Genomic DNA, 19,965 nt, shown 5'->3' on the forward strand with positions numbered 1-19,965 from the left:
CCCGCTGCGCTCTTAGTGCCAGGATTCCCATGAAGTCGAGTCTCAGGAGTCCCACGGCATGACGGAGACGGTTGGGTTGCTGGGCTATGGGCGCTTCGGTCGCGCCCTCTCGGGGCTGCTGTCCGACGCGGGTGTGCCGCACAGCGTGTTCGACCCGAGGCAGGACGAGGTCCCTCCGAAGTCGCAGGCCACTTCGCTCGCGGAGCTGGCCTCGCGCTCCACCGTCCTCGTGCTGGCGATGCCTGTCTCCGGCATGCGTGAGGCGTTGACGGCGCTGCGCCCCATGCTGTCGCCTTCCCACCTCGTCATCGACGTGGGCAGCGTGAAGGTGCGGCCGGTGCAGGTGCTCGCCTCCGTGCTGGGGCGTGACATTCCCTGGGTGGGCACGCATCCGCTCTTCGGTCCCGCGAGCCTGGCGCGTGGCGATGCTCGGCGCACCGTGGTGTGTCCGAACACGCTCCATCCGGAGGCCGTGCGCCGCACCCGTGCGCTGTTCGAACTCCTGGGCTGCGAGGTGACGGAGATGTCGCCCGAGGCTCATGACGAGCTGATGTCCCGCACCCATGTGCTTACGTTCTTCCTGGCCCACGGACTCGTGAAGGCGGGGGCGGGCAGAGACCTGCCCTTCGCGCCTCCCAGCTTCCAGCCCATGGCCCGGCTGGAGGAGTACGCACGGCTGGAGGTGCCACACCTCTTCGCCGTCGTGCAGACGGAGAATCCGTATGCACGTGAGGCGCGTGTCCGGTTGATGGATGCACTCACGCAGCTCCATCAGGGACTCGAACCACAGGCAGGGGCCGCGAGTCCGACGCCTGAGTCCGCGCCCCCCGCGCTCCTGGGTGTTCGAGAGCGCATCGACAGTGTCGACCGCGAACTCGTGTCATTGCTCGCTCGGCGTGCACGCCTTGTTCAAGAGGCGGCCCGTGTGAAGTCGGCGCATGGCTTGCCGTTTCCCGATGCGGAGCGTGAGTCCTCAATGATGGAGACCCGACGCCAGTGGGCCGAGCAGGACGGCCTCGACACCGCCGCCCTGGACGATGTCTTCCGCGCGGTGCTGCGTCTCTCCCGAGACTCAGTTACCGGGCCCGACGAAGTGGCGTGAGGTCAGCGCTGGACGGTGAACGTGGGGTTGAGGACCTTCATCGTCCCCTTCGTCACACCGAACTGCTCATGCACCGCCGCGCGGCGCACTGTCTCCGCCGGAGAGATGCGGCCCGCGAGCAGCTCCTGATACGCCCCCAGGACACGCGTGGCCTCCTCGCGTGACTCACGGACGAACTCCACCCGGAATCGCTTCACTCCGCGCGCCATCAGCGACGGCACCAGTGACGCCGCGCTCTGTGCCTGCGCGTTGAACACCGTGTTGCGGCAGCCCACGTCCACCACCACCGGATGCTCCAGGCCCTTGTGGTCCCTCAGCGACAACCGGTGCTTCTCACACGGGCGACCACAGCTCTTGAAGTCACGCCCATGCGACAGCGTGTGCGAATACACGCAGTGCTCCGTGTGGAACGTCGAGATGTGGTGGTGCACAGTCACCGCGAAACGCTCGGCCGGCAGGTGCTCCAACATGGCCCCCAACTGCACCGCGTCCAAATCATGCGCGAACGTGAGCGTGTCCAACCCCAGCCCCAACAGATGCAGCGCCGTCACGGAGTTGGTCACGTTGAGCGAGAAATCCCCATGCAGCGCCGGCCGTGACTCCCCCGGCGCAAAGGGCCGCTCCAGGAAGTGCATCATCGCGCCCCAGTGCCGCGCCAGCACCGCATCCGGCTTCAGCTTCGCGATGCGCGCGTCGTAGCCCTCCTCGCCGGGCTTCTGCACCCGCACCGTCGCAATCGTCACGCGCAGCCCCGCCGCCCGCGCCCGCTCCACTGCCCGCTGGAGCCCCACCAACTCCATCCAATCCAGCTCCACCTCCGGCAGCCCCGCCGCAATCACCGCCTCGAGCTGCTCGTCCGTCCGACACAGCGGCAACAGCAACGCACTGTCAGCCACCGGTGACGCGACCACGCGCTCGCGCTGCGAGGCCCGCACCTCCTCCAGCACCGCCGTCTCCCGCACCGTGCGCGCCGGTCCCCGAGACACCGCCTCCGTCAGCTCCGCCACCAGCGAGCGACGCAGCGCCTTCAGCTCCGACACCGGCAGATGCAGCCCCGACCCCAGCGCCGTCGTGTCCAGCTCCGTCAGGTGGAACGAAGTGCCACCCAGCGCCGCCAGCTTGTCCTTCAGCAGCGCCGCGTCCATCCCACCCCCGCGAGACTGCGCGAGCGGCACCGTGCTCGACGCCGTGGCCACGTGGCCTCCCCGCGCCGTACCCGTCACCACCAGCGGTCCTCCCGCCGTCCCCGACACCGTCAGCGCCAGCGGGACACGGCCCTCGGGCTCACCCTGCGCCAGCAGCTCCTCCGTGTGCTTCGCCAGGGAAGGATCACTCGTCACCCAGACACGCTGCCCGCGCGCCACCCGCCCCATGTCCGGCCCGGGATTGCCGAAGCCCAGCACCCAGCCGTGACTCGTGCGCTCGACGCGGAACAGCGGCCCGCCCGCCTCGTGCTTGTCCTCGGGGTGCCCGTCGTCGAACACCACGCCCATGCCCGGACGAGGGGACAGCTCCGCGGCCACCGGCGCATCGCCCTCCAGCGGCGAAGACACCTTGCCCTGCGGCGCCTCCGACTTCGTCCGCGCGTCGTCCTGCCCCAGCCCGCCCGTCCACGGACGCCCCTCCGGGTCCTCCGCCACGAGCACGTCGCGACCCTGCACCGCCTCCACCACACCCAGGTACGCGCCTCGGTGTTTGGGGAAGCGCCCCTCCACCAGCGTCTGGTGGTCCGAGCCCGCGAAGAAGCCGTGCGAGAAGCCCCGGCTGTAAGACAGCGTCATGTCGGCCAGGTCCTTGCGCAGCGCACCCGTGTCCGCCTTGCCCGCCGACACACCGTCCACCCAGCGTCGATAACCCTGCACCGCCGTGGCCACGTACTGAGGCCCCTTCTGCCGGCCTTCAATCTTCAGCGAGTGCACGCCAATCTCAATCAGCTTCGGCACCGCCATGACACCGGCCAGGTCCTTGGGGCTGAGCAGGTAGCGCACGTCGCCCAGGTCCTTTGTCTGTCCATCCACCACCAGGTCATACGGCAGCCGACAGGACTGCGCGCACTGTCCCCGGTTCGCCGAGCGCCCACCCCACGCCTCACTCGTAAGGCACTGGCCGCTCCAGGACATGCAGAGCGCGCCGTGGATGAACACCTCCAGCTCGATGTCCGTCTCCGCCGCCAGCCGTCCAATCTCCGCCACCGACAGCTCACGCGGCACGACGATTCGCGTGGCACCCAATCCGCGAGCGAAGCGCGCACCCTCCGCGCTCGAAATCGTCATCTGCGTGGAGGCATGAACCTCCATCTGGGGACACACCGCGCGAGCCACCAGCGCGATGGCGGGGTCCTGGACGATGAGCGCGTCCACGCCCGCCGCGGCCACACGCCGCAGGATGTCCTCCACCACCGGCAGCTCCGGCTCGAACACCAGCGTGTTCATCGTCAGGAACGCGCGCGCGCCCGCGCGGTGCACCAGCGCCAGCGTCTCCGACAGGGTGGCGAGCGAGAAGTTCTCCGCCCGGGCCCTCGCGTTGAAGCCCTCGTCCAGCCCGAAATAGATGGCGTCCGCGCCACTGGCCAGCGCGGCCTTCATCGAGTCGAGGTCTCCAGCGGGGGCGAGGATTTCAGGACGACGGCGCATGTCCGCCCTCTACCACAGCGAGCCTGCCATCGCGCCCGTCCTCACGCGCCCGTGGACGCAGTGCGGCAGGTTCTGGTCAAGTCGCCGCCCGGTTGCTTCCACAGGAGACGAGTCATGGCTGAAGGCGTGTTCAAGGACGGGCTGCTGGCGGGCAAGGTGGCGTTCATCTCGGGCGGCAGCAGCGGCATCAACCTCGGCATCGCCGAGGCGTTCGTGAAGGCGGGGGCCAAGGTGGCCATCAACGGTCGCAATGTGGAGAAATTGGAGGGCGCGGTGAAGGGCCTCCAGGCCCACGGCACCGCCATGGGGGTGGCCGCGGACGTGCGCGACTACGCCTCCGTGGAGAAGGCGCTCCAGACGGTGCGCGACGCGTACGGTGAGATGGACATCCTCATCTGTGGCGCCGCCGGCAACTTCCCCGCACCGGCCCTGGGCATGTCCTCCAACGGCTTCAAGGCCGTCATGGACATCGACGTGCTGGGCACCTTCAACCTCTGTCGCGCCGGCTTCGAACACCTGCGCAAGCCCGGCGCCAGCATCATCAACATCTCCGCGCCCCAGGCCTACCTGCCCATGGCCATGCAGGCCCACGTGTGCGCCGCAAAGGCCGGCGTGGACATGCTCACCCGCGTGCTGGCGCTCGAGTGGGGCGGCGCCGGCGTGCGCGTCAACGCGATTACCCCCGGCCCCATCGAGGACACCGAGGGCATGCGCCGCCTGGCCCCCAGCGAGGAGGGCCACCAGAAGCTCGCCCAGGCCCTGCCGCTCCAGCGCTTCGGCACCAAGGCGGACATCTCGCGGCTGGCCCTCTTCCTGTCCTCGGAGGCCGCGTCCTACATCACCGGCTCCATCATGGTCTGCGATGGCGGCCAGTCCCTGCTGGGCGGCGCCGCGCTCATGGCGGCCATTGGGATGTAGCCCGACACAGAGGGGGATGGGGTGCTCACGACCTCCTCTGTGAAATTTGTTGTAATTGCAAACTTGTGACCTGGGTCTACGTGGCGGGTGGCAATGTCTGGTACAAGGCATTGCAACCCGCGAGTGGAGTCTTCCCTGGGGGGGACAGCTCGCATCCCGGAGATCCGCATGTCCGTACGCCTTGCCCCGTCAGCCCGACTCCTCGGGCTGGCCGCGCTGTGTCTTGGCCTGTTCGTTGGCTGTGGTGATGACCCGGATCCGCAGCCCCTGCCCACGCCCTCGACGTTGCCGGACGCCACCGCATCCACGGTGGTCCTGACGCCGGCGAGGGACGTGCTGGCGGACGGCGCGGACCAGGGCACGGTCACTGTCACAGTGAAGAGCAAGAACGGCACCGCGCTCGCGGGGCGCACGGTGACGGTGGCGGTGGAGGGCGACGGCAACCTGGTGTTGCAGCCGGGACAGACGGACAGCCAGGGCGTCGCCGTGGCGACCGTGGTGACCGCGCACGCGGGGACCAAGCGGGTGACGGTCTCCGTCGCGGCCGAAGGGGGCGCGGTGGTGTTGGCCTCCCGGCCCTCGTTCAACTTCGTCGCGCTGGTGGCCACGCGGCTGGAGTTCATCCCCGCGCCGGTGGAGGCCACGGCGGGCGCGCCCATCACCGGCCTGAACGTGCGCTTCCGCGACGCTCAAGGTCGCCCCGTCCTGGGCGCGACGGCGGCGGTGACGTTGTCCCTGGCGGCGAACCCAGGGGATGTCGCGCTGGAGGGCACGCTCACGGTGACGCCGGTGGGTGGCACGGCGAGCTTCACGGACGTGGTGCTGAAGAAGGCCGGCGCGAACTTCCAGCTCAAGGCGTCGGCGGCGGGGATGGAAGATGCGACGAGCGCCGAGTTCTCCGTGGCTCCGGCCGCGGCGGCTTCGCTGGACATCGACGGGTTGGAGTCCACCGCCGTCGCGGGCGCGGCGCGCTCGGCGCAGGTGACGGTGCGTGACGCCTTCGACAACGTGGCCACGAACTACACCGGCACGCTGTCCGTGAGTTCCACGGATGCCACGGCCTCGCTGCCCGGGCCCCATGCCTTCACCCAGACGGATGCGGGGCGCTTCACCTTCACGGGGGTTGTCCTCAAGCGCGCGGGCAGCCATCAGGTCACTCTTCAGGACGCGAGTGTCGCCGCGCTGCGCGCCCAGCAGGACGTGGGCGTGGTGGCGGGGGAGGCGTCGGCGCTGGTGTTCACCCAGGTGCCCGCGTCGGCCTCGACGAGCGCCGTGTTGTCTCCGGTGGAGGTGTCCCTGCGGGATGCCTTTGGAAACCTCTCGGCGGTGGGGGCTCCTCCCGTGGCGGTGTCGCTGGTGGAAACAGGCGACCTCTCCGGGGTTCAGGAGGTCGCGCCAGTGGAGGGCGTGGCTCGCTTCACCGGGCTGCGGGTGAGCACGGAGGGCAGCTATCACCTCCGGGCGAGCGCGACGGGGCTGACGGAGGCGAGCAGCACCGCCATCTCGGTCGTCGATGATGTGGCGCCCGCTCGGCCCGTGCTCTCGCTGGGGACGCTCGGCACGGAGTCGGCGACGGTGACGTGGGTGGCCGTGGGTGATGACGGCAGCGTGGGCCGGGCGACGTCGCAGACGTTGCGCTACTCGCTGTCCCCCATCCTCACCGACGCGGAGTTCGACGCGGCGACGCCGGTGGGGGGCGTGAATGCTCCCGCCGAGCCAGGCACCGCCGAGTCCGCGCAGGTCACCGACCTGGTCGCGAACCAGACGTACCATGTCGCGCTGCGGGTGACGGACAACCGCGGCAACTCCGCGCTCTCCAACAGCCTGTCCTTCCAGACGCTGAACGCCGAGGTGACGCAGCTGGCCTTCACCACGCAGCCGGTGAATGGGACCGCGGGCGTGTCGCTTGCGGGCGTGCGAGTCTCCCTCCAGAACGCGCAGGGCGAGGTCGTCACCACGGCCAGCCTGCCGGTGACGCTGTCGTTGGTGGGGGGCTCGGGCTTCGAGCCGAAGCAGGTCTCCGCCGCCTCTGGCGTGGCCCTCTTCTCCGACCTGCGCATCGACCGCGCGGGCACCTATCGCTTCTCCGCCAGCGCCAACGGGCTGACGGTGCAGAGCGATGAGTTCGTCATCGAGGCGGGAGCGGCGTCCCGACTGGCGCTCACGGGGCTCGTGGCGCCCGTCATCGCCGGCCAGTCACAGAGCGTGGAGGTGACGGCGTTCGACGGCTTCGACAACGTGGCCAAGGGCTACTCGGGCACCGTGCGCTTCACGTCCACGGACCCGGAGGCGGAGCTGCCCGGCGACTACACCTTCACCGCGCAGGACCAGGGACGCCACGTCTTCTCCGACGTCGTGCTGGCCAACATGGGCCTCCGCCGGGTGACGGCGACCGACACCGCCAACGCGCAGCTCACGGCCTTCATGGAGGTGGAGGTGACGAACGACGCCGCCCACCACCTGGACCTGGAGGGGCTGCCGACGCAGGCGGCGGCGGGTGGCAGTCACACGCTGACCCTCAGCGTGAGGGACCGCTTTGGCAACCTCGTCACGGGCTACACCGGCGAGGTGGACTTCGCCTCGGACGACCCTCGCGCCACGCTGCCTCCCGAGCACGTGTTCACCGCCGGGGATGCGGGCCGCTTCACGTTCAGCGTGACGCTGGAGAGCGCCGGCGAGCGCTCCATCACCGTGGCGGAAGTGGGCGGGGCACTGTCCATCACCCGGAGCACGCAGGTGTCCCCGGGGAACGCGGAGTCGCTGTCGCTTGTGCTGTCGACGGCGTCTCCGGCCGCCGGTCAGTCGGTGAGCGCGACGGTGACGCTGGTGGATGCGTATGGCAATCAGGCCGCCGGCTATCGAGGCACGGTGGCGCTGAGCGTGGCGCAGGACCCCGGGGCCACGGTGCCGGGGCCGTACACCTTCACCGAGACGGATGCGGGCCGGCACGTCTTCAGCGTGACGTTCGCCCAGGCGCAGGCGACCACGCTGTCCGCCGTGGACACCCAGCAGGCGACGTTGTCCGCCTCCGAGGCCGTGACGGTGAGCGCCGGCGTGGCCACCGCGCTGCGCGTGTCGGCGGTGACAGAGTCCCTGACGGCCGGTGTCGCCCATGTGTTCTCCGTCAGCGCGAGGGACCGCTTCGACAACCTGTCCCGCGACTACGTGGGCACGGTGCAGCCGTCGGCGACGGATGCCAACGCGGGGCCGCTCACCGCCCACACGTTCACCGCGGCGGACCAGGGGGAGCACGGCTTCACCCTTGCCCTGCGCACCGCGGGCACGCAGACCGTCACCTTCACGGACGCGGCGCTCGCGGTGTCGGCGGCGCGCGAGGTGACGGTGGACGCCGCTGCCCCGGCGCGGCTGGGCTTCGTGTCCGCACCGGGCTCGGCTTCGGTGCGCCAGGTGCTCGCCGCCGTGAGCGTGGCCGTGCAGGACGAGTTCGGCAACACCTCGTCCAGTGGTGCCCCGGTGGTGACGCTCTCGCTCTCGGGCGGCGGTGTGCTCGACGGTGACGTCACCGCCACGGCCGTCGCGGGCGTGGCGCGCTTCACCACGCTCTCGGTGGCCCAGGAGGGGGACTACACGCTGACCGCCTCCGTGTCCGACGCGAGCCTGCCGGCCGCCTCCAGGGCGCTGTCCATCATCGACGACCAGGTGCCCTCGCCGGTGGCCACGCTCGAGGCGAGCGTGGTGGGCGCTGACTCTGTGAGGCTGCGCTGGGTCGCCACGGGCGACGACGGCCAGCTGGGCCAGGCCTCGTCCTACCAGCTGCGCTACGGCCTGGCGCCGCTGAACGAGACGAACTTCGAGGTGGCCGTGGTGGTGCCCACGGGCACGCCGGGCCTGCCTGGAGCGCAGGAGGAGGCGACCGTCGCGGGCCTCGCGGTGGGCCGCACGTACTACTTCGCGGTGCGCGTGGTGGACGGCGCGGGGAACTCCAGCCCGCTGACGACCACCTCCCTGGACCTGCCCAGCGCGTGTGGCAGCCAGGTGTGCGCGCCCCGTGCGCCCGAGTGCTCCGAGTCGGGCGTGGAGGTGGTGACGTATGAGGCCACCTGCGAGATTCTGGCCGGTGAGCCGACGTGCGTTTACGTGCCCACCGCGTCAGCGTGCACCGGTGTGGATGCCGTCTGCTACCAGGCGGCGTGCACCACGGCGGCGGCGCCCGGAGAGCGCACGCTCATCATCACCGAGGTCATGGCCTCCCCGAGCACTGGCACGACGGAGTACATCGAAGTGACGAGCACGTCCGACGCGCTGCTCAACATCAACGGCCTCTCGCTCATCTCCTCGGCCACGACCACCGTCTCGGTGGACAAGGGCCCGGGCGCGGCCGTGGTGCTGCCGGCGCGCGGCATCCTGGTGCTGGCGAGCAACCCGGACCTCGCCACCAACGGTGGCGTGGACGCGGACTACGGCTATGGGAACGCCCTGGAGCTGGAGAGCACGGGCCAGCTGTCCCTGCGCGTCAATGGCGTGGTGATGGACGACCTCACCTACGACGAGGAGTTCCCGCTGGTGGCGGGCCGCTCCCTGAGCCTGTCCTCGGAGCTGGTGGGCAGCACCGCGAGCCGCTACTCCTGGTTCTGGTGCGCGTCCAACGACGAGCTGTCGGGCGGAGACCGGGGCACGCCGGGCCTGCCCAACGAGACGTGCGGCGTGGACATCCAGCCGCCCGTGGAGTTCTGCGCCATCGAGTCCCCCAAGTCGTTCCCGGCGGTCATCGCGCGCGGCTCCTCCCATGAGGTCACCAGCCGCGTCTACGAGCCGCAGGTGACGACGCGCAGCACGGCGGGCAATGACCACTTCCCGTACCTCGTCTCGGAGCTGGGCTACGGCACGGACGCCAACGCCCCGGAGTCCTGGACGTGGGTGCCCGCGACGCCGAACCCCAGCTACGGCGCGCTCGGCGGCAACGACGACGAGATGTTGGCCACCCTCCAGATTCCCACGAACGGGAGCTTCCTCTACGGCTTCCGCTACCGCTTCACGCGCGGCCCGGCGGGCGCTGACGCGTGGGTCTACTGCGACCAGAACGGCGTCGTCGCGCCTGGGGTGCCGGCGATCTACGGCACCGTAACGGTGGACGAGGTCATCCCGGTGGCGGACCACGTGGTCATCAGCGAGGTCAGCGGACGTGGCGCGACGTCCCAGACGGACGAGTTCGTTGAGCTGCACAACCCGACGAACCAGGACGTGGACCTGAGCGGCTGGATGCTGCAGTACAAGTCGGCGGCCGGCTCCACGTACACGGGCACTTTCGTGATTCCCGCGGGCAAGGTCATCCCGGCGCATGGCTACTTCCTGCTCGCGCACACGGGCTACACCGGAACCGGAGCGCTGGCTGCGGATGCGACGTGGTCCGGCTTCGACCTGTCGGCCTCCACGACGGCGGGCGGCCATGTCCGAATCGGCCGGAATTTGACGACGCCCTCGCCCATCGAGGTGGACAAGCTGGGGTGGGGGACGGCGAACTCGCCGGAGGGCTCCGCGGCCGGTCCGTTCCACCCGGCGGCGGGCGGCAGCATCGAGCGCAAGGCGCTGCCCACGTCGACGCAGGCCACCATGGCGGAGGGCGGCTCCGACGCGAGCCGGGGCAACGGTTCCGATTTGAACAACAACAGCGCGGACTTCGTGGTTCGCACCGGCCGCCAGCCGCAGAACTCCCTGAGCGGGACCGAGCGGCCGTAGTCCGCGGGACATCCTGAGCGGTACGGGAGGCCGTCCTGGCTGTACGCCGGGGCGGCCTCCCTGTCTTCCGAGGCTCAGGCGCGGCGGGCCCACTGTCGGCCAGAGTGCCGTCCGGCCATCAAAGGCTGCTGCCCGGAGGCGGCGGGCGGATTACCTTTGCGGCGCACACTTCCCGTCAGCAGCACGCCCAGGAGAGCAGCCCGTGCCTGAAACGCCTGTCCCCGACGCCGTCCGCCTCATCACCTGTCCGCCCGCCGAGTTCCGACGCTCCGGTGAAGCCGCCATGGAGGCCACCCGCGCCGGAATCGCCCGCCTCAAGGCGCTTCGCGCCCCCTTCGACGTGGTCCAGGTGCTGGAGCTGTACGACGAGGCCATGGCCTCGCTGGACGATGCGGGGGCCCGCGCGAGCGTCGCGCGGCACTCCCACCCGGAGGCCGCCATGCGCGAGGCCGCCGAGGCCGCCGAGCAGGAGCTGGAGACGCTCGCCACCGACATCCGCATGGACCGGGGCGTCTACGACGTGCTCGCCTCGTTGGACCTCTCCGGCCAGGACGCGCAGACGCGCAAATGGATGGAGAAGGTGCTGCGCGACTTCCGCCGCTCCGGCGTGGACCGCGATGACGCCACCCGCGCGCGGGTGAAGGCGCTCAACGATGAGCTGGTCCGCATTGGCCAGGAGTTCAGCCGCAACATGCTCCAGGACACGCGCGCGGTGTCCCTGCCGCCCTCCGCGCTGGACGGGCTGCCTGACGACTACGTCCGGGCCCATCCCCCGGGCGCGGACGGTCAGGTGAGCATCACCACCGACTATCCGGACATCATCCCCTTCATGACGTACTCGCGCGACGCGAAGGCGCGCGAGCAGATGTGGCGGGCCTTCCGCATGCGGGGCCACCCCAGCAACACGGACGTGCTGGAGCGCATGGTGGCGCGCCGTCACGAGCTGGCCACGCTGCTGGGCTACCGCAACTGGGCGGCCTTCGCGACGGAGGACAAGATGATTCGCGACGAGCAGGCCGCCGCGGACTTCATCGCGAAGATTTCCGACGCGTCCGGCGCGCGCATGCAGCGCGACTACGCCCTGCTCCTGGAGCGCAAGCGCCGGGACGTGCCGGGTGCCGCGCGCGTGGACCCGTGGGACCAGGCGTACCTGGAGGACCGCATCAAGGCGGAGCAGTACGCCTTCGACTCGCAGGCGGTGCGCCCGTACTTCGAATACACGCGCGTGAAGCAGGGCATGCTGGATTTGACGGCGCGGATGTTCGGCGTGACGTACCGGCGCATCCAGGACGCCACGGTGTGGCACCCGGACGTGGAGGCCTACGACGTGCTGGAGGGCGGCACGGTGAAGGGCCGCTTCTACCTGGACATGCACCCGCGCGCGGACAAGTACAAGCACGCCGCGCAGTTCACCCTCACCAGTGGCAAGTCCGACCGCCGGCTGCCCGAGGGCGTGCTGATGTGCAACTTCCCCAAGCCCGGCACGGAGCCCGCGCTGCTCCAGCATGACGACGTGGAGACGTTCCTCCACGAGTTCGGCCACCTGCTGCACCACATCTTCGGCGGCCACACGCGCTGGGCGGGCGTGTCCGGCGTGCGCACGGAGTGGGACTTCGTGGAGGCGCCGTCGCAGATGCTGGAGGAGTGGGCGCGCGACACGGCGAGCCTTCAGACGTTCGCGAAGCACTACCAGACGGGCGAGCCGCTGCCGGCGGAGATGGTGACGCGGATGCGCAGCGCGGAGGAGTTCGGCAAGGGCCTGTGGGTGCGCCAGCAGATGTTCTACGCGGCGCTCAGCCTGGAAATCTACCGGAGGGACCCGGCGGGCCTGGACGCCACCGCGCTGGTGAGGGAACTCCAGGGCACGTACACGCCGTTCCCCTACGTGGAGGGCACGTACTTCCACCTGTCCTTTGGGCACCTGGAGGGGTACTCGTCCAACTACTACACGTATATGTGGTCGCTGGTCATCGCCAAGGACCTCTTCACCGTGTTCCAGAAGCAGGGGATGTTGTCCCCCGAGCCCGCGCAGGCGTACCGGCGCGCGGTGCTGGAGCCGGGCGGTTCGGACGACGCGGCCAGGCTGGTGCATGCCTTCCTGGGTCGCGACTACGACTTCCACGCGTACGAGGCCTGGCTGAACAAGGCGGCGTGAGCATCAAGGCGTGAAGGGGGGCGCCATTCCGGGCGCCCCTCTGGGCCTACACTTCGATATTGATTTGCAGAATCAAGTCGTGCGTGTCCGTGCACGGACTGGTATGTGAGGCGGCGTCGGCCCGCGACCTGGGTCTTTCCGTTCCGCGGGCACTGGCTGGATGAAACCGTGAGCACACCTGACAGGCGTCCCTTTCCCCTCTTCGCGATTCTCGGTGTCGTCGCCGTGGTGGCCGCCGTAGCGATCGCCGTGAAGCTCCAGAGCGGCTCCTCCTCGGAGTCCGCGCCCGCGCCGGCGGCCCAGGCCCCCGCGGTGCCGGAAGCACAAGGCCGGACCTTCAAGCACGGCCAGGGGACCACCGTCGTCCCGCTGAATCCCCAGCGCGTCGTGGTCTTCGACCTGGTCGCCCTGGACATCCTGCAGGCGCTGGAAGTGAACGTCCTCGGCGTCGCGGGTGACCAGTTCCCGCACCACCTGGCGCCGTTCGCCGACGCGAAGTACCTGCGCATGGGGACGCTGTTCGAGCCCGACTACGAGGCCATCCACGCCGCGAAGCCGGACCTCATCATCACCGGGGGCCGCTCCAGCGCGAAGTACGCGAGCCTGTCGAAAATCGCCCCCACCGTCGACCTGCCGATGGGCGGCGTGAACTACATCGACACGGTGGTGGCCAACACGGAGCTGCTGGCGAGCATCTTCGGCAAGGAAGAGAAGGCCCGTGCGCTGGTGGCCCAGCTGCGAGAGTCCATCGCGAAGCTGAAGGAGACGACGGCGGGCCGAGGCAAGGGGCTGGTGGTGCTCGTCACCGGAGGCCGCATCAGCGCCTATGGTCCGGGTTCGCGCTTCGGCGTCATCCACGGTGACTTCGGCGTGCCGGTGGCCGCCGAGGGGCTCAGCGCGTCGCTGCACGGTGAGGTCATCGGCTCGGAGTTCATCCGGGAGAAGAACCCCGACTGGCTCTTCGTGATTGACCGTGACGCGGGCATGGGCCAGCAGGGTGGGGCCCAGAAGGTGCTCGACAACGAGCTGGTCCAGCAGACCACGGCCTGGAAGTCGGGGCAGGTCGTCTACCTGGACCCCCTGACGACCTATCTCATTGGCGGTGGCATCCAGGCGGTGAATGCCCTGCGGAGCCAGATTGCGGACGCCTACGCCGCGCGGGCCCAGTAGGCTGCCCGGGCCGTGAAACGCTTCATCGCCGCCGCCGCCGTCATCGCCCTGCTGGCCCTGGTCAGCCTGTTCATTGGCGTCAGCAACGTGTCGTGGGACTCGCTCTTCTCGCCGAGCCCCGACGAGCGCGCCCTCCAGGTGTTGGTCATCAGCCGCATCCCCCGGCTCCTGGCCGTCATGCTGGTGGGAACGTCGCTGGGTGTGGCGGGGCTGTTGATGCAGATGCTCGCGCGCAATCGCTTCGTGGAGCCCGCGACGGCGGGGTCGGCGGAGTCCGCGAGCCTGGGGGTGCTGGCCGCCACGGCCCTGGCCCCTCAGCTTCCCGTGCTCGGGAAGATGCTCGTCGCGGCTTGCTTCGCCCTGGCGGGGACGGCGCTCTTCCTGCTCATCCTGCGCCGCATCCCCATGCGCTCGGTGCTCATCGTGCCGCTGGTGGGCCTGGTGCTGGGCAGCGTCTTCGATTCGGTGACGACCTTCTTCGCCTACCGGTTCGACCTGCTCCAGTCGGTCAACGCGTGGAAGACGGGCGACTTCTCCACCGTCTTGCGCGGTCGCTACGAGCTGCTCTGGGTGACGCTGGTCCTCACGCTGTGCGCCTATGTGGCGGCGGACCGCTTCACTGTCGTGGGCATGGGGGAGTCCTTCACCACCAACCTGGGACTGCGCTACTCGCGCATCGTCGCGCTGGGGCTCGTCATCGTCTCCCTCGTCACCGCGATGGTGGTGGTCACCGTGGGAATGATTCCCTTCCTGGGGCTGCTGGTGCCGAACGTCGTCAGCCTGTTCATGGGAGACAACGCTCGAAAGTCCATTCCCTGGGTGGCGGTGGGGGGCGCGGGCTTCGTCCTGCTCTGCGACATCATCGGCCGCGTGGTGCGCTTCCCGTACGAGATTCCGGGGGCGACCATCGCCGGAGTCATTGGCAGCGGGCTCTTCCTCTTCCTCCTACTGAGGAGGGACGCCCGTGTCGGCTGACGGCCTCGTGGTGGTGAGGCGGCCCGAGCGCACCCTGTTCATCCTCGGGTGCGTGGCGCTGGCCTGCGCGGCCCTGTTCATGCTCATCGACGTGGGCGGACAGTGGGACTTCGTCCTGCCGTTCCGGGGGCGGAAGCTGGCGACGGCGCTCCTGGTGGGCTACGCCATCGCGGTCTCCACGGTGCTCTTCCAGACGGTGACGGGCAACCGCGTGCTGACGCCCGCGATTCTCGGGTTCGACAACCTCTACGTGCTCATCCAGACGTGCCTGCTCTTCTTCCTGGGCTCCGGCGCGGTGGCGAGCCTGGACCCCCGGCTCCTGTTCGGCGTGGAGGTCCTCATCATGGTGGCCTTCTCGGGGCTGCTGTACTGGGGGATGTTCGGCGGGGCCCGGCGCAGCCTGCACCTGGTGCTCCTGACGGGCGTGGTGCTGGGGGTGTTGTTTCGGAGCCTGTCGTCCTTCCTCCAGCGCCTCATCGACCCCAACGAGTTCATCTTCCTCCAGGACCGCTTCTTCGCGAGCTTCAACAACCCGGACCAGGAGTTGCTCGTCGTCTCGTTCCTCCTGACGTTGGGCGTGTCCATCCTGGGCTTCCGGATGCTGCGCACCTTCGATGTCCTGGTGCTGGGGAAGGAGACGGCCATCAACCTGGGGGTGGACTACCAGCGGACGGTGGCGCTCACCCTGGTGCTGGTGGCCATCCTCGTCTCGGTGTCGAGCGCGCTGGTGGGGCCGGTGACGTTCTTCGGCCTGCTGGTCTCCAATCTGGCGCACGCGCTGGTGCGCACGTACAAGCACGCGCTCATCCTGCCCGCCGCCGCGCTGGTCGCCGCGGTGGCGCTGGTCGCCGGACAGGTCGTCCTGGAGCAGGTCTTCGCCTTCGACACCAACCCGCGCGTCATCATCGAGTTCGTGGGCGGGCTGGTGTTCATCACGATGCTCATGAGGAAGTCCCCGAGATGATCGAGGCGAAGAACGTCACGAAGCGCTACGGCCCTACGCTCGTCGTGGACGACGTCTCCCTGCGTTTTCCCGTCGGCGGCATCACCTCCATCATCGGCCCCAATGGCGCGGGCAAGTCGACGCTGCTGTCGATGATTTCCCGCGTGTTGCCCATGTCCTCCGGCAACGTGCTGGTGGATGGGCTGGACGTCGTCACCACGCCGGGAGACGAGCTCGCCCGGCGGCTGGCCATCTTGCGTCAGGACAACCACCTCACCTCACGGCTGACGGTGCGCGAGCTGGTGACGTTCGGCCGCTATCCCCACTCGAAGGGGCGGCCCACGGTGAAGGACCAGGAGCACGTCGAGCGGGCGATTCAGCACATGGGCCTGGAGGCGCTCTCGGCGCGGTTCCTGGACGAGCTGTCGGGCGGCCAGCGTCAGCGGGCCTTCGTGGCCATGGTGCTCTGCCAGGACACGGACTACGTCCTCCTGGACGAGCCGCTCAACGGCCTGGACTTGAAGCACGCGGTGTCGATGATGAAGCAGCTGCGGACGGCCGCCAACACGCTGGGCAAGAGCTTTGTCCTGGTGCTGCACGACCTCAACTTCGCGTCCTGCTACTCCGACCACCTCATCGCGATGCGGGACGGCAAGGTCGCGTTCCAGGGGCGCTCGGAAGACATCATGCGGCCGGACGTGCTGCGGGCTGTCTATGATTTGGAGATCGCCATCCAGCAAATCAATGGCGACTGGATTGCCACGCATTACCGCTGACGCCTCGGCCTCCTTTCTTCGCGGGAGGATGACGAAAAGATGATGAAGGCATGCCCTCGGCATGACTCCGCGCGCGCGTGGATGGGAGAGCCTCCTGGTGACTCGAGAGGAGAGCGACCCATGCGTGAGTCCGGATTCGCGAAGGGCATCAGGATGACCCCTCGGTGGTTGGCGCTGGTACTGGTGGTGCTGTTCATTCCGGGGCCTCGCGCCCAGGCATATCCCATCCCTCCGGAGACGCTCTGGGCACTGACCCAGGAAGCAGAGTGGGTGGTGTGGGCGGACGTCGAGGAGGTGCTGGCGTTGCCGGAGGATGAGCGCGAGCGCGCTCAGAAGGTGGACTGGGAGTCGGGCGCAGTCGCGCGCTTGCGTGTCCGTGAGGCGTGGAAGGGGGATGCCCGTCAGGGCGATCAGGTCGAGGTGCACTGGATAGAGACGATTTGTCCGGCGCCCCCTCGATATGAGGAAGGGCTCGCGGTGGTGGCCTTCCTGGTTCGCAGGGCAGGGAAGTGGCGCACCGTGGCGATGTCGTATGGGACGCGCTACCCGGCGAGCAATGACGACGCGGAGGCCTATCGGGGCGCGGTGACGCTCGCGAGGGATGCTCAGGAGAAGTGGACGCAGGAGCGAATCGTGGGAAGGACCGGGAACCTGGATGCGGCGCGCCTTGATTGGCAGGTGCTCGTGTCCGCTCATCCCGCGACGCGCTGGGATGGATTGTACGGGCTGGTGCCTGACGGAGACTCGGCCCACGCGTTCTACGACGGGCGCGTCAGGACTCCCGTGGCGTTGACCGGCGCGCAGCGCGAGTTGCTGGCGCGCGGGTTCGTCGAGCGCCCTCCGCTGGACCGAGCGCTTCCCATGATGCTCATGGCCCTGCGAGGCCATGAGGACGCCAAGGTGGACTTGATGGCCGCACGCGCCATCGAGACGATGCTCTCACTGGACGGGCCACCGGACTGGGTGCCCCAAGCCTTCGAGCTGCTGCGTGAGCGCCGGGGTGAGAAGCTCTCGCGGCGAAGAGCGCTGACCCGGAAAGAACTCCTGGAGCGGACGTTTCGTGATGGGCGCTCGGGCTCCAGCTCCGGGGAGTGGGAGGGCTTCGACCGGGAGTGGACGCGCTTCAAGCAGCGCCATCAGTTGACCCCGGCACTGCTGCCTCTGCCGGTGGAGCCTCCCGTCCCTGGCACAGGGGGAGACTCACCGCTCTGAGGCGTCGTCAGTTGCGTCCCCACTGCCGGGGGCGGGTGAAGCGCAGGAAGCCACCGGCCTCTTCCTGTCCAATCGTCTCCGCCTCACCGCCGAAGTAGCGCGCGCGAAGCTCCACCAGCTTCGCCTCCAGCGCCTCTCCGGACAGCTCCTTCGCGAGCGCCTCCCGCTCCGCCATGTACTTCGCGCCCGCGTCCCAGCGGGCGTCCCGGCTCTGGTCCAGCGTGTCCCAGCGCTGGAGGGCCTCGTCGTCCAGGCCCATCTCCTTGCGGACCGAGCGCAGGCTCCTGGCGCGCTCGTCAGCAGGCATGGCGCCCAGGTCCGTCTGCACGGAGGGCAGGTCCAGGAAGCGGTTCATCAGCTCCTGCTGGTGGCGCTCCACGTAGGCCGCGGCCTGCTCACCGTGCACCTCCTGGAGGCGCTCCTTGTAGGTGGACAGCTTCTTCTCCAGGCTCACGCCTTCCTGCGCGCCGAGCGTCCGCAGCGTGTCCGCGATGGCCTGGTTCTTCCGCTCCGACGCCCAGATGCGCTCGGCGTTCTCCTTGCCGAAGAGGCGGTGGCGCGCGTCCCACGTCGCCGCGCGGCGCTCCGTGTCGCCCAGCCCTCTCAAGTACGACTCGCTGTCCCGGACCCACTTCTCGTAGTCCACGCGGTTGCGCAGCATCGCCGCCAGCGTGTCGTAGTGCTCCGGGAAGTTCGCCTTGAGGAAGGCCAAGAGCTTCTGCTCCCAGCGGTCCGGGAAGCGCTCCTGGAAGAAGCGCATCAGCTCCTCCACCATCCGTATCTGGAGATATGGCTCGTGGAGCTTCGCCCCGTACTTCTCTCGCAGCGACGTCGCGAGCGCCTCCAGCTCCGCGTCCACGGCACCGGGCACTGGGGCAGGGGAGGGCATCACGGGTGGCGCGGTGACGGCCGAGGGACGGGCCGTGACAGGGGCCTGCCGCGTGGCCGCGCCGGAAGTGGACGGCGAGGCGGGCGTCGTGGTGGGGACAACCGCCCCGGTGGGCCGGACCAGGCCCCAGCCCAGCACGCCACACGCCACGGCCACCGCGCTCACCATCAAGACCTTCGTGCGCTGTCGCATGAATCCACTCCCTGGGGCACGGTGAAGAACGCCGGGAAGCCAGGTGACGGGCCTCCCGGCGATGGACGACTCAGCGTGGGGTCAGTCGACCTTCGCGATGTAGTCGATGATGGCCGCGTAGAACTCCATCTCGCTGAACGTGTCGGGCCCCAGGCCGATGACGTCCAGGTGGTCCTGGTTGATGACGCTGGACATGGAGGTCGACTGCAGCGCGCTGGGCGCGTTGATGTTGGACACGTAGCCCAGCGCGGAGTCCTGGGCGATGAGGTCCGAGCCCAGGCGCTCCGTGTAGCGCAGCCGGTAGCCCATCTGCTGCGAGTTGACGCCCACCAGGCCGTCGTCATCCTGCTCGGACCGGTTGCCGTCGCCCTTGCCGCCGGCGCCGTCGTTGTCGCAGTCGTCGGCGCAAGCGCCGTCGCCGTCGATGTCGAACAGGAACTCACGCACCACGAATAGCGCGGGGTTCACGCTCAGCCCCTGCTGCGCGGTGATGAGCGACGCGTAGTGGGACGCGTAGGACGCGTTGATGGGGTTGGCGATGTTGAAGGCCTTCGCGCCCGTCGTCTTCCCGTCGTTCGCGTCCGCGTCGTTGTAGATGAGCGCCTTCACTGCCGCGTAGCCGTCATTGCCCGGGGCATAGACGACGTCGCCGTAGAAGCGGAACAGCGCGTCCAGCACGCTGGTGATGCCGGGACCCAGGTCCAGGATGTACTTGGCGACCGGCGAGCCACGGTGCGGCGAGGACACGCTCACCAGCGCCTTCACCACCGTGTAGCCCTTGCGCTCGCGCAGCACGCGCGCGGCCTTGCGCACGTCAATGCCACCCTGCGAGTGGCCCACCAGATTCACGTAGGACGAGCCCGCGGTGGCCATGAAGCCCTCCACGTCATTGGCCAGGTCCAGGCCGCGCACGTCGGAGCTCTGCACCGGCTGCACCGCCGCCGCGAAGGCGCGCTGCCCGCTGTTCAGGCCGCTGTTGCACGACACCTCGAACAGCTCGTTGCACGGGTCACCCACGAAGGTGCCGTAGTCGTCACCCCAGTAGTCGTACCCGAGGATGTCGTCGAAGCCTCCCAAGCCATGCGCGAACACGACGGGGTAGGTGGTCTTCTCCGCGGCGGTGGCCGGACTGACGACGCCCAGGACACCGAGCGTCAGGACTGCAAGGAACAGCGGCTGTTGTTTCATGGGGGACTCCTGGCTTTGGGAGGAACGCCTGCTGCAACCGATGCACGTCGGAACAGAACCCCGGGAGCCGGCCTCACTCAGAGGCACCCTGCGACTCAGCCCAACCCCACGACCG

At 69.2% G+C, this 19,965-nt stretch carries 12 protein-coding genes; 9 read left to right on the forward strand and 3 right to left on the reverse strand.

Going from position 1 to position 19,965, the window contains the following annotated elements; genetic code table 11:
• Positions 1-58: 58 nt before the first annotated feature.
• Positions 59-1,102 (forward strand): prephenate dehydrogenase/arogenate dehydrogenase family protein, encoded by a 1,044-nt coding sequence (locus HUA74_RS00325; protein ID WP_174452976.1) that lies wholly within the window; start codon positions 59-61, stop codon positions 1,100-1,102.
• Positions 1,103-1,104: 2 nt separating this feature from the next.
• Here HUA74_RS00325 and HUA74_RS00330 read toward each other — a convergent pair whose 3' ends face one another.
• Positions 1,105-3,735 carry a DUF3656 domain-containing protein gene (locus HUA74_RS00330; RefSeq protein ID WP_174452977.1) on the reverse strand — a complete coding sequence of 877 codons (2,631 nt, stop codon included), beginning with the start codon at positions 3,733-3,735 and terminating at the stop codon, positions 1,105-1,107.
• Between the two features lie 114 nt (positions 3,736-3,849).
• Between HUA74_RS00330 and HUA74_RS00335 the strand changes: the two genes are divergently transcribed.
• The 8 genes from HUA74_RS00335 (at position 3,850) to HUA74_RS00370 (ending at position 17,581) form a co-directional block, all read left to right on the forward strand.
• Complete coding sequence (locus HUA74_RS00335) at positions 3,850-4,653, forward strand: SDR family oxidoreductase (protein WP_174452978.1); 804 nt, start codon at positions 3,850-3,852, stop codon at positions 4,651-4,653.
• A gap of 168 nt (positions 4,654-4,821) precedes the next feature.
• Positions 4,822-10,350 carry a lamin tail domain-containing protein gene (locus HUA74_RS00340; RefSeq protein WP_174452979.1) on the forward strand — a complete coding sequence of 1,843 codons (5,529 nt, stop codon included), beginning with the start codon at positions 4,822-4,824 and terminating at the stop codon, positions 10,348-10,350.
• A 202-nt stretch (positions 10,351-10,552) separates the two neighbouring features.
• Positions 10,553-12,505: a M3 family metallopeptidase gene (locus HUA74_RS00345; protein ID WP_141645393.1), complete on the forward strand. Its 1,953-nt coding sequence runs from the start codon at positions 10,553-10,555 to the stop codon at positions 12,503-12,505.
• Between the two features lie 168 nt (positions 12,506-12,673).
• Positions 12,674-13,675, forward strand: a complete 1,002-nt coding sequence (locus HUA74_RS00350; protein ID WP_141645394.1) for a siderophore ABC transporter substrate-binding protein — start codon at positions 12,674-12,676, stop codon at positions 13,673-13,675.
• Positions 13,676-13,687: 12 nt separating this feature from the next.
• The gene (locus HUA74_RS00355) at positions 13,688-14,650 is read left to right on the forward strand and encodes an ABC transporter permease (protein ID WP_141645395.1); all 963 of its coding nucleotides are present in this window, start codon (positions 13,688-13,690) and stop codon (positions 14,648-14,650) included.
• Positions 14,640-15,614: an iron chelate uptake ABC transporter family permease subunit gene (locus tag HUA74_RS00360; RefSeq protein ID WP_371817176.1), complete on the forward strand. Its 975-nt coding sequence runs from the start codon at positions 14,640-14,642 to the stop codon at positions 15,612-15,614. Before HUA74_RS00355 ends, HUA74_RS00360 begins: the two co-directional genes overlap by 11 nt.
• Entirely contained in the window at positions 15,611-16,369 is a 759-nt protein-coding gene (locus HUA74_RS00365) for an ABC transporter ATP-binding protein (protein ID WP_141645396.1), read from the forward strand. Before HUA74_RS00360 ends, HUA74_RS00365 begins: the two co-directional genes overlap by 4 nt.
• A 120-nt stretch (positions 16,370-16,489) precedes the next feature.
• On the forward strand, positions 16,490-17,581 hold the full coding sequence (locus HUA74_RS00370; RefSeq protein ID WP_174452980.1) for a hypothetical protein: 1,092 nt from the start codon (positions 16,490-16,492) through the stop codon (positions 17,579-17,581).
• Between the two features lie 7 nt (positions 17,582-17,588).
• Here the strand turns inward: HUA74_RS00370 and HUA74_RS00375 are convergent, their stop codons facing one another.
• Together HUA74_RS00375 and HUA74_RS00380 are read right to left on the reverse strand one after the other, a co-directional pair.
• The gene (locus HUA74_RS00375) at positions 17,589-18,662 is read right to left on the reverse strand and encodes a hypothetical protein (protein ID WP_174452981.1); all 1,074 of its coding nucleotides are present in this window, start codon (positions 18,660-18,662) and stop codon (positions 17,589-17,591) included.
• An 81-nt stretch (positions 18,663-18,743) separates the two neighbouring features.
• Positions 18,744-19,850 carry a triacylglycerol lipase gene (locus HUA74_RS00380; RefSeq protein ID WP_174452982.1) on the reverse strand — a complete coding sequence of 369 codons (1,107 nt, stop codon included), beginning with the start codon at positions 19,848-19,850 and terminating at the stop codon, positions 18,744-18,746.
• Positions 19,851-19,965 lie beyond the last annotated feature (115 nt).

The organism is Myxococcus sp. CA051A (assembly GCF_013336705.1).
GTDB lineage: Bacteria > Myxococcota > Myxococcia > Myxococcales > Myxococcaceae > Myxococcus > Myxococcus llanfairpwllgwyngyllgogerychwyrndrobwllllantysiliogogogochensis.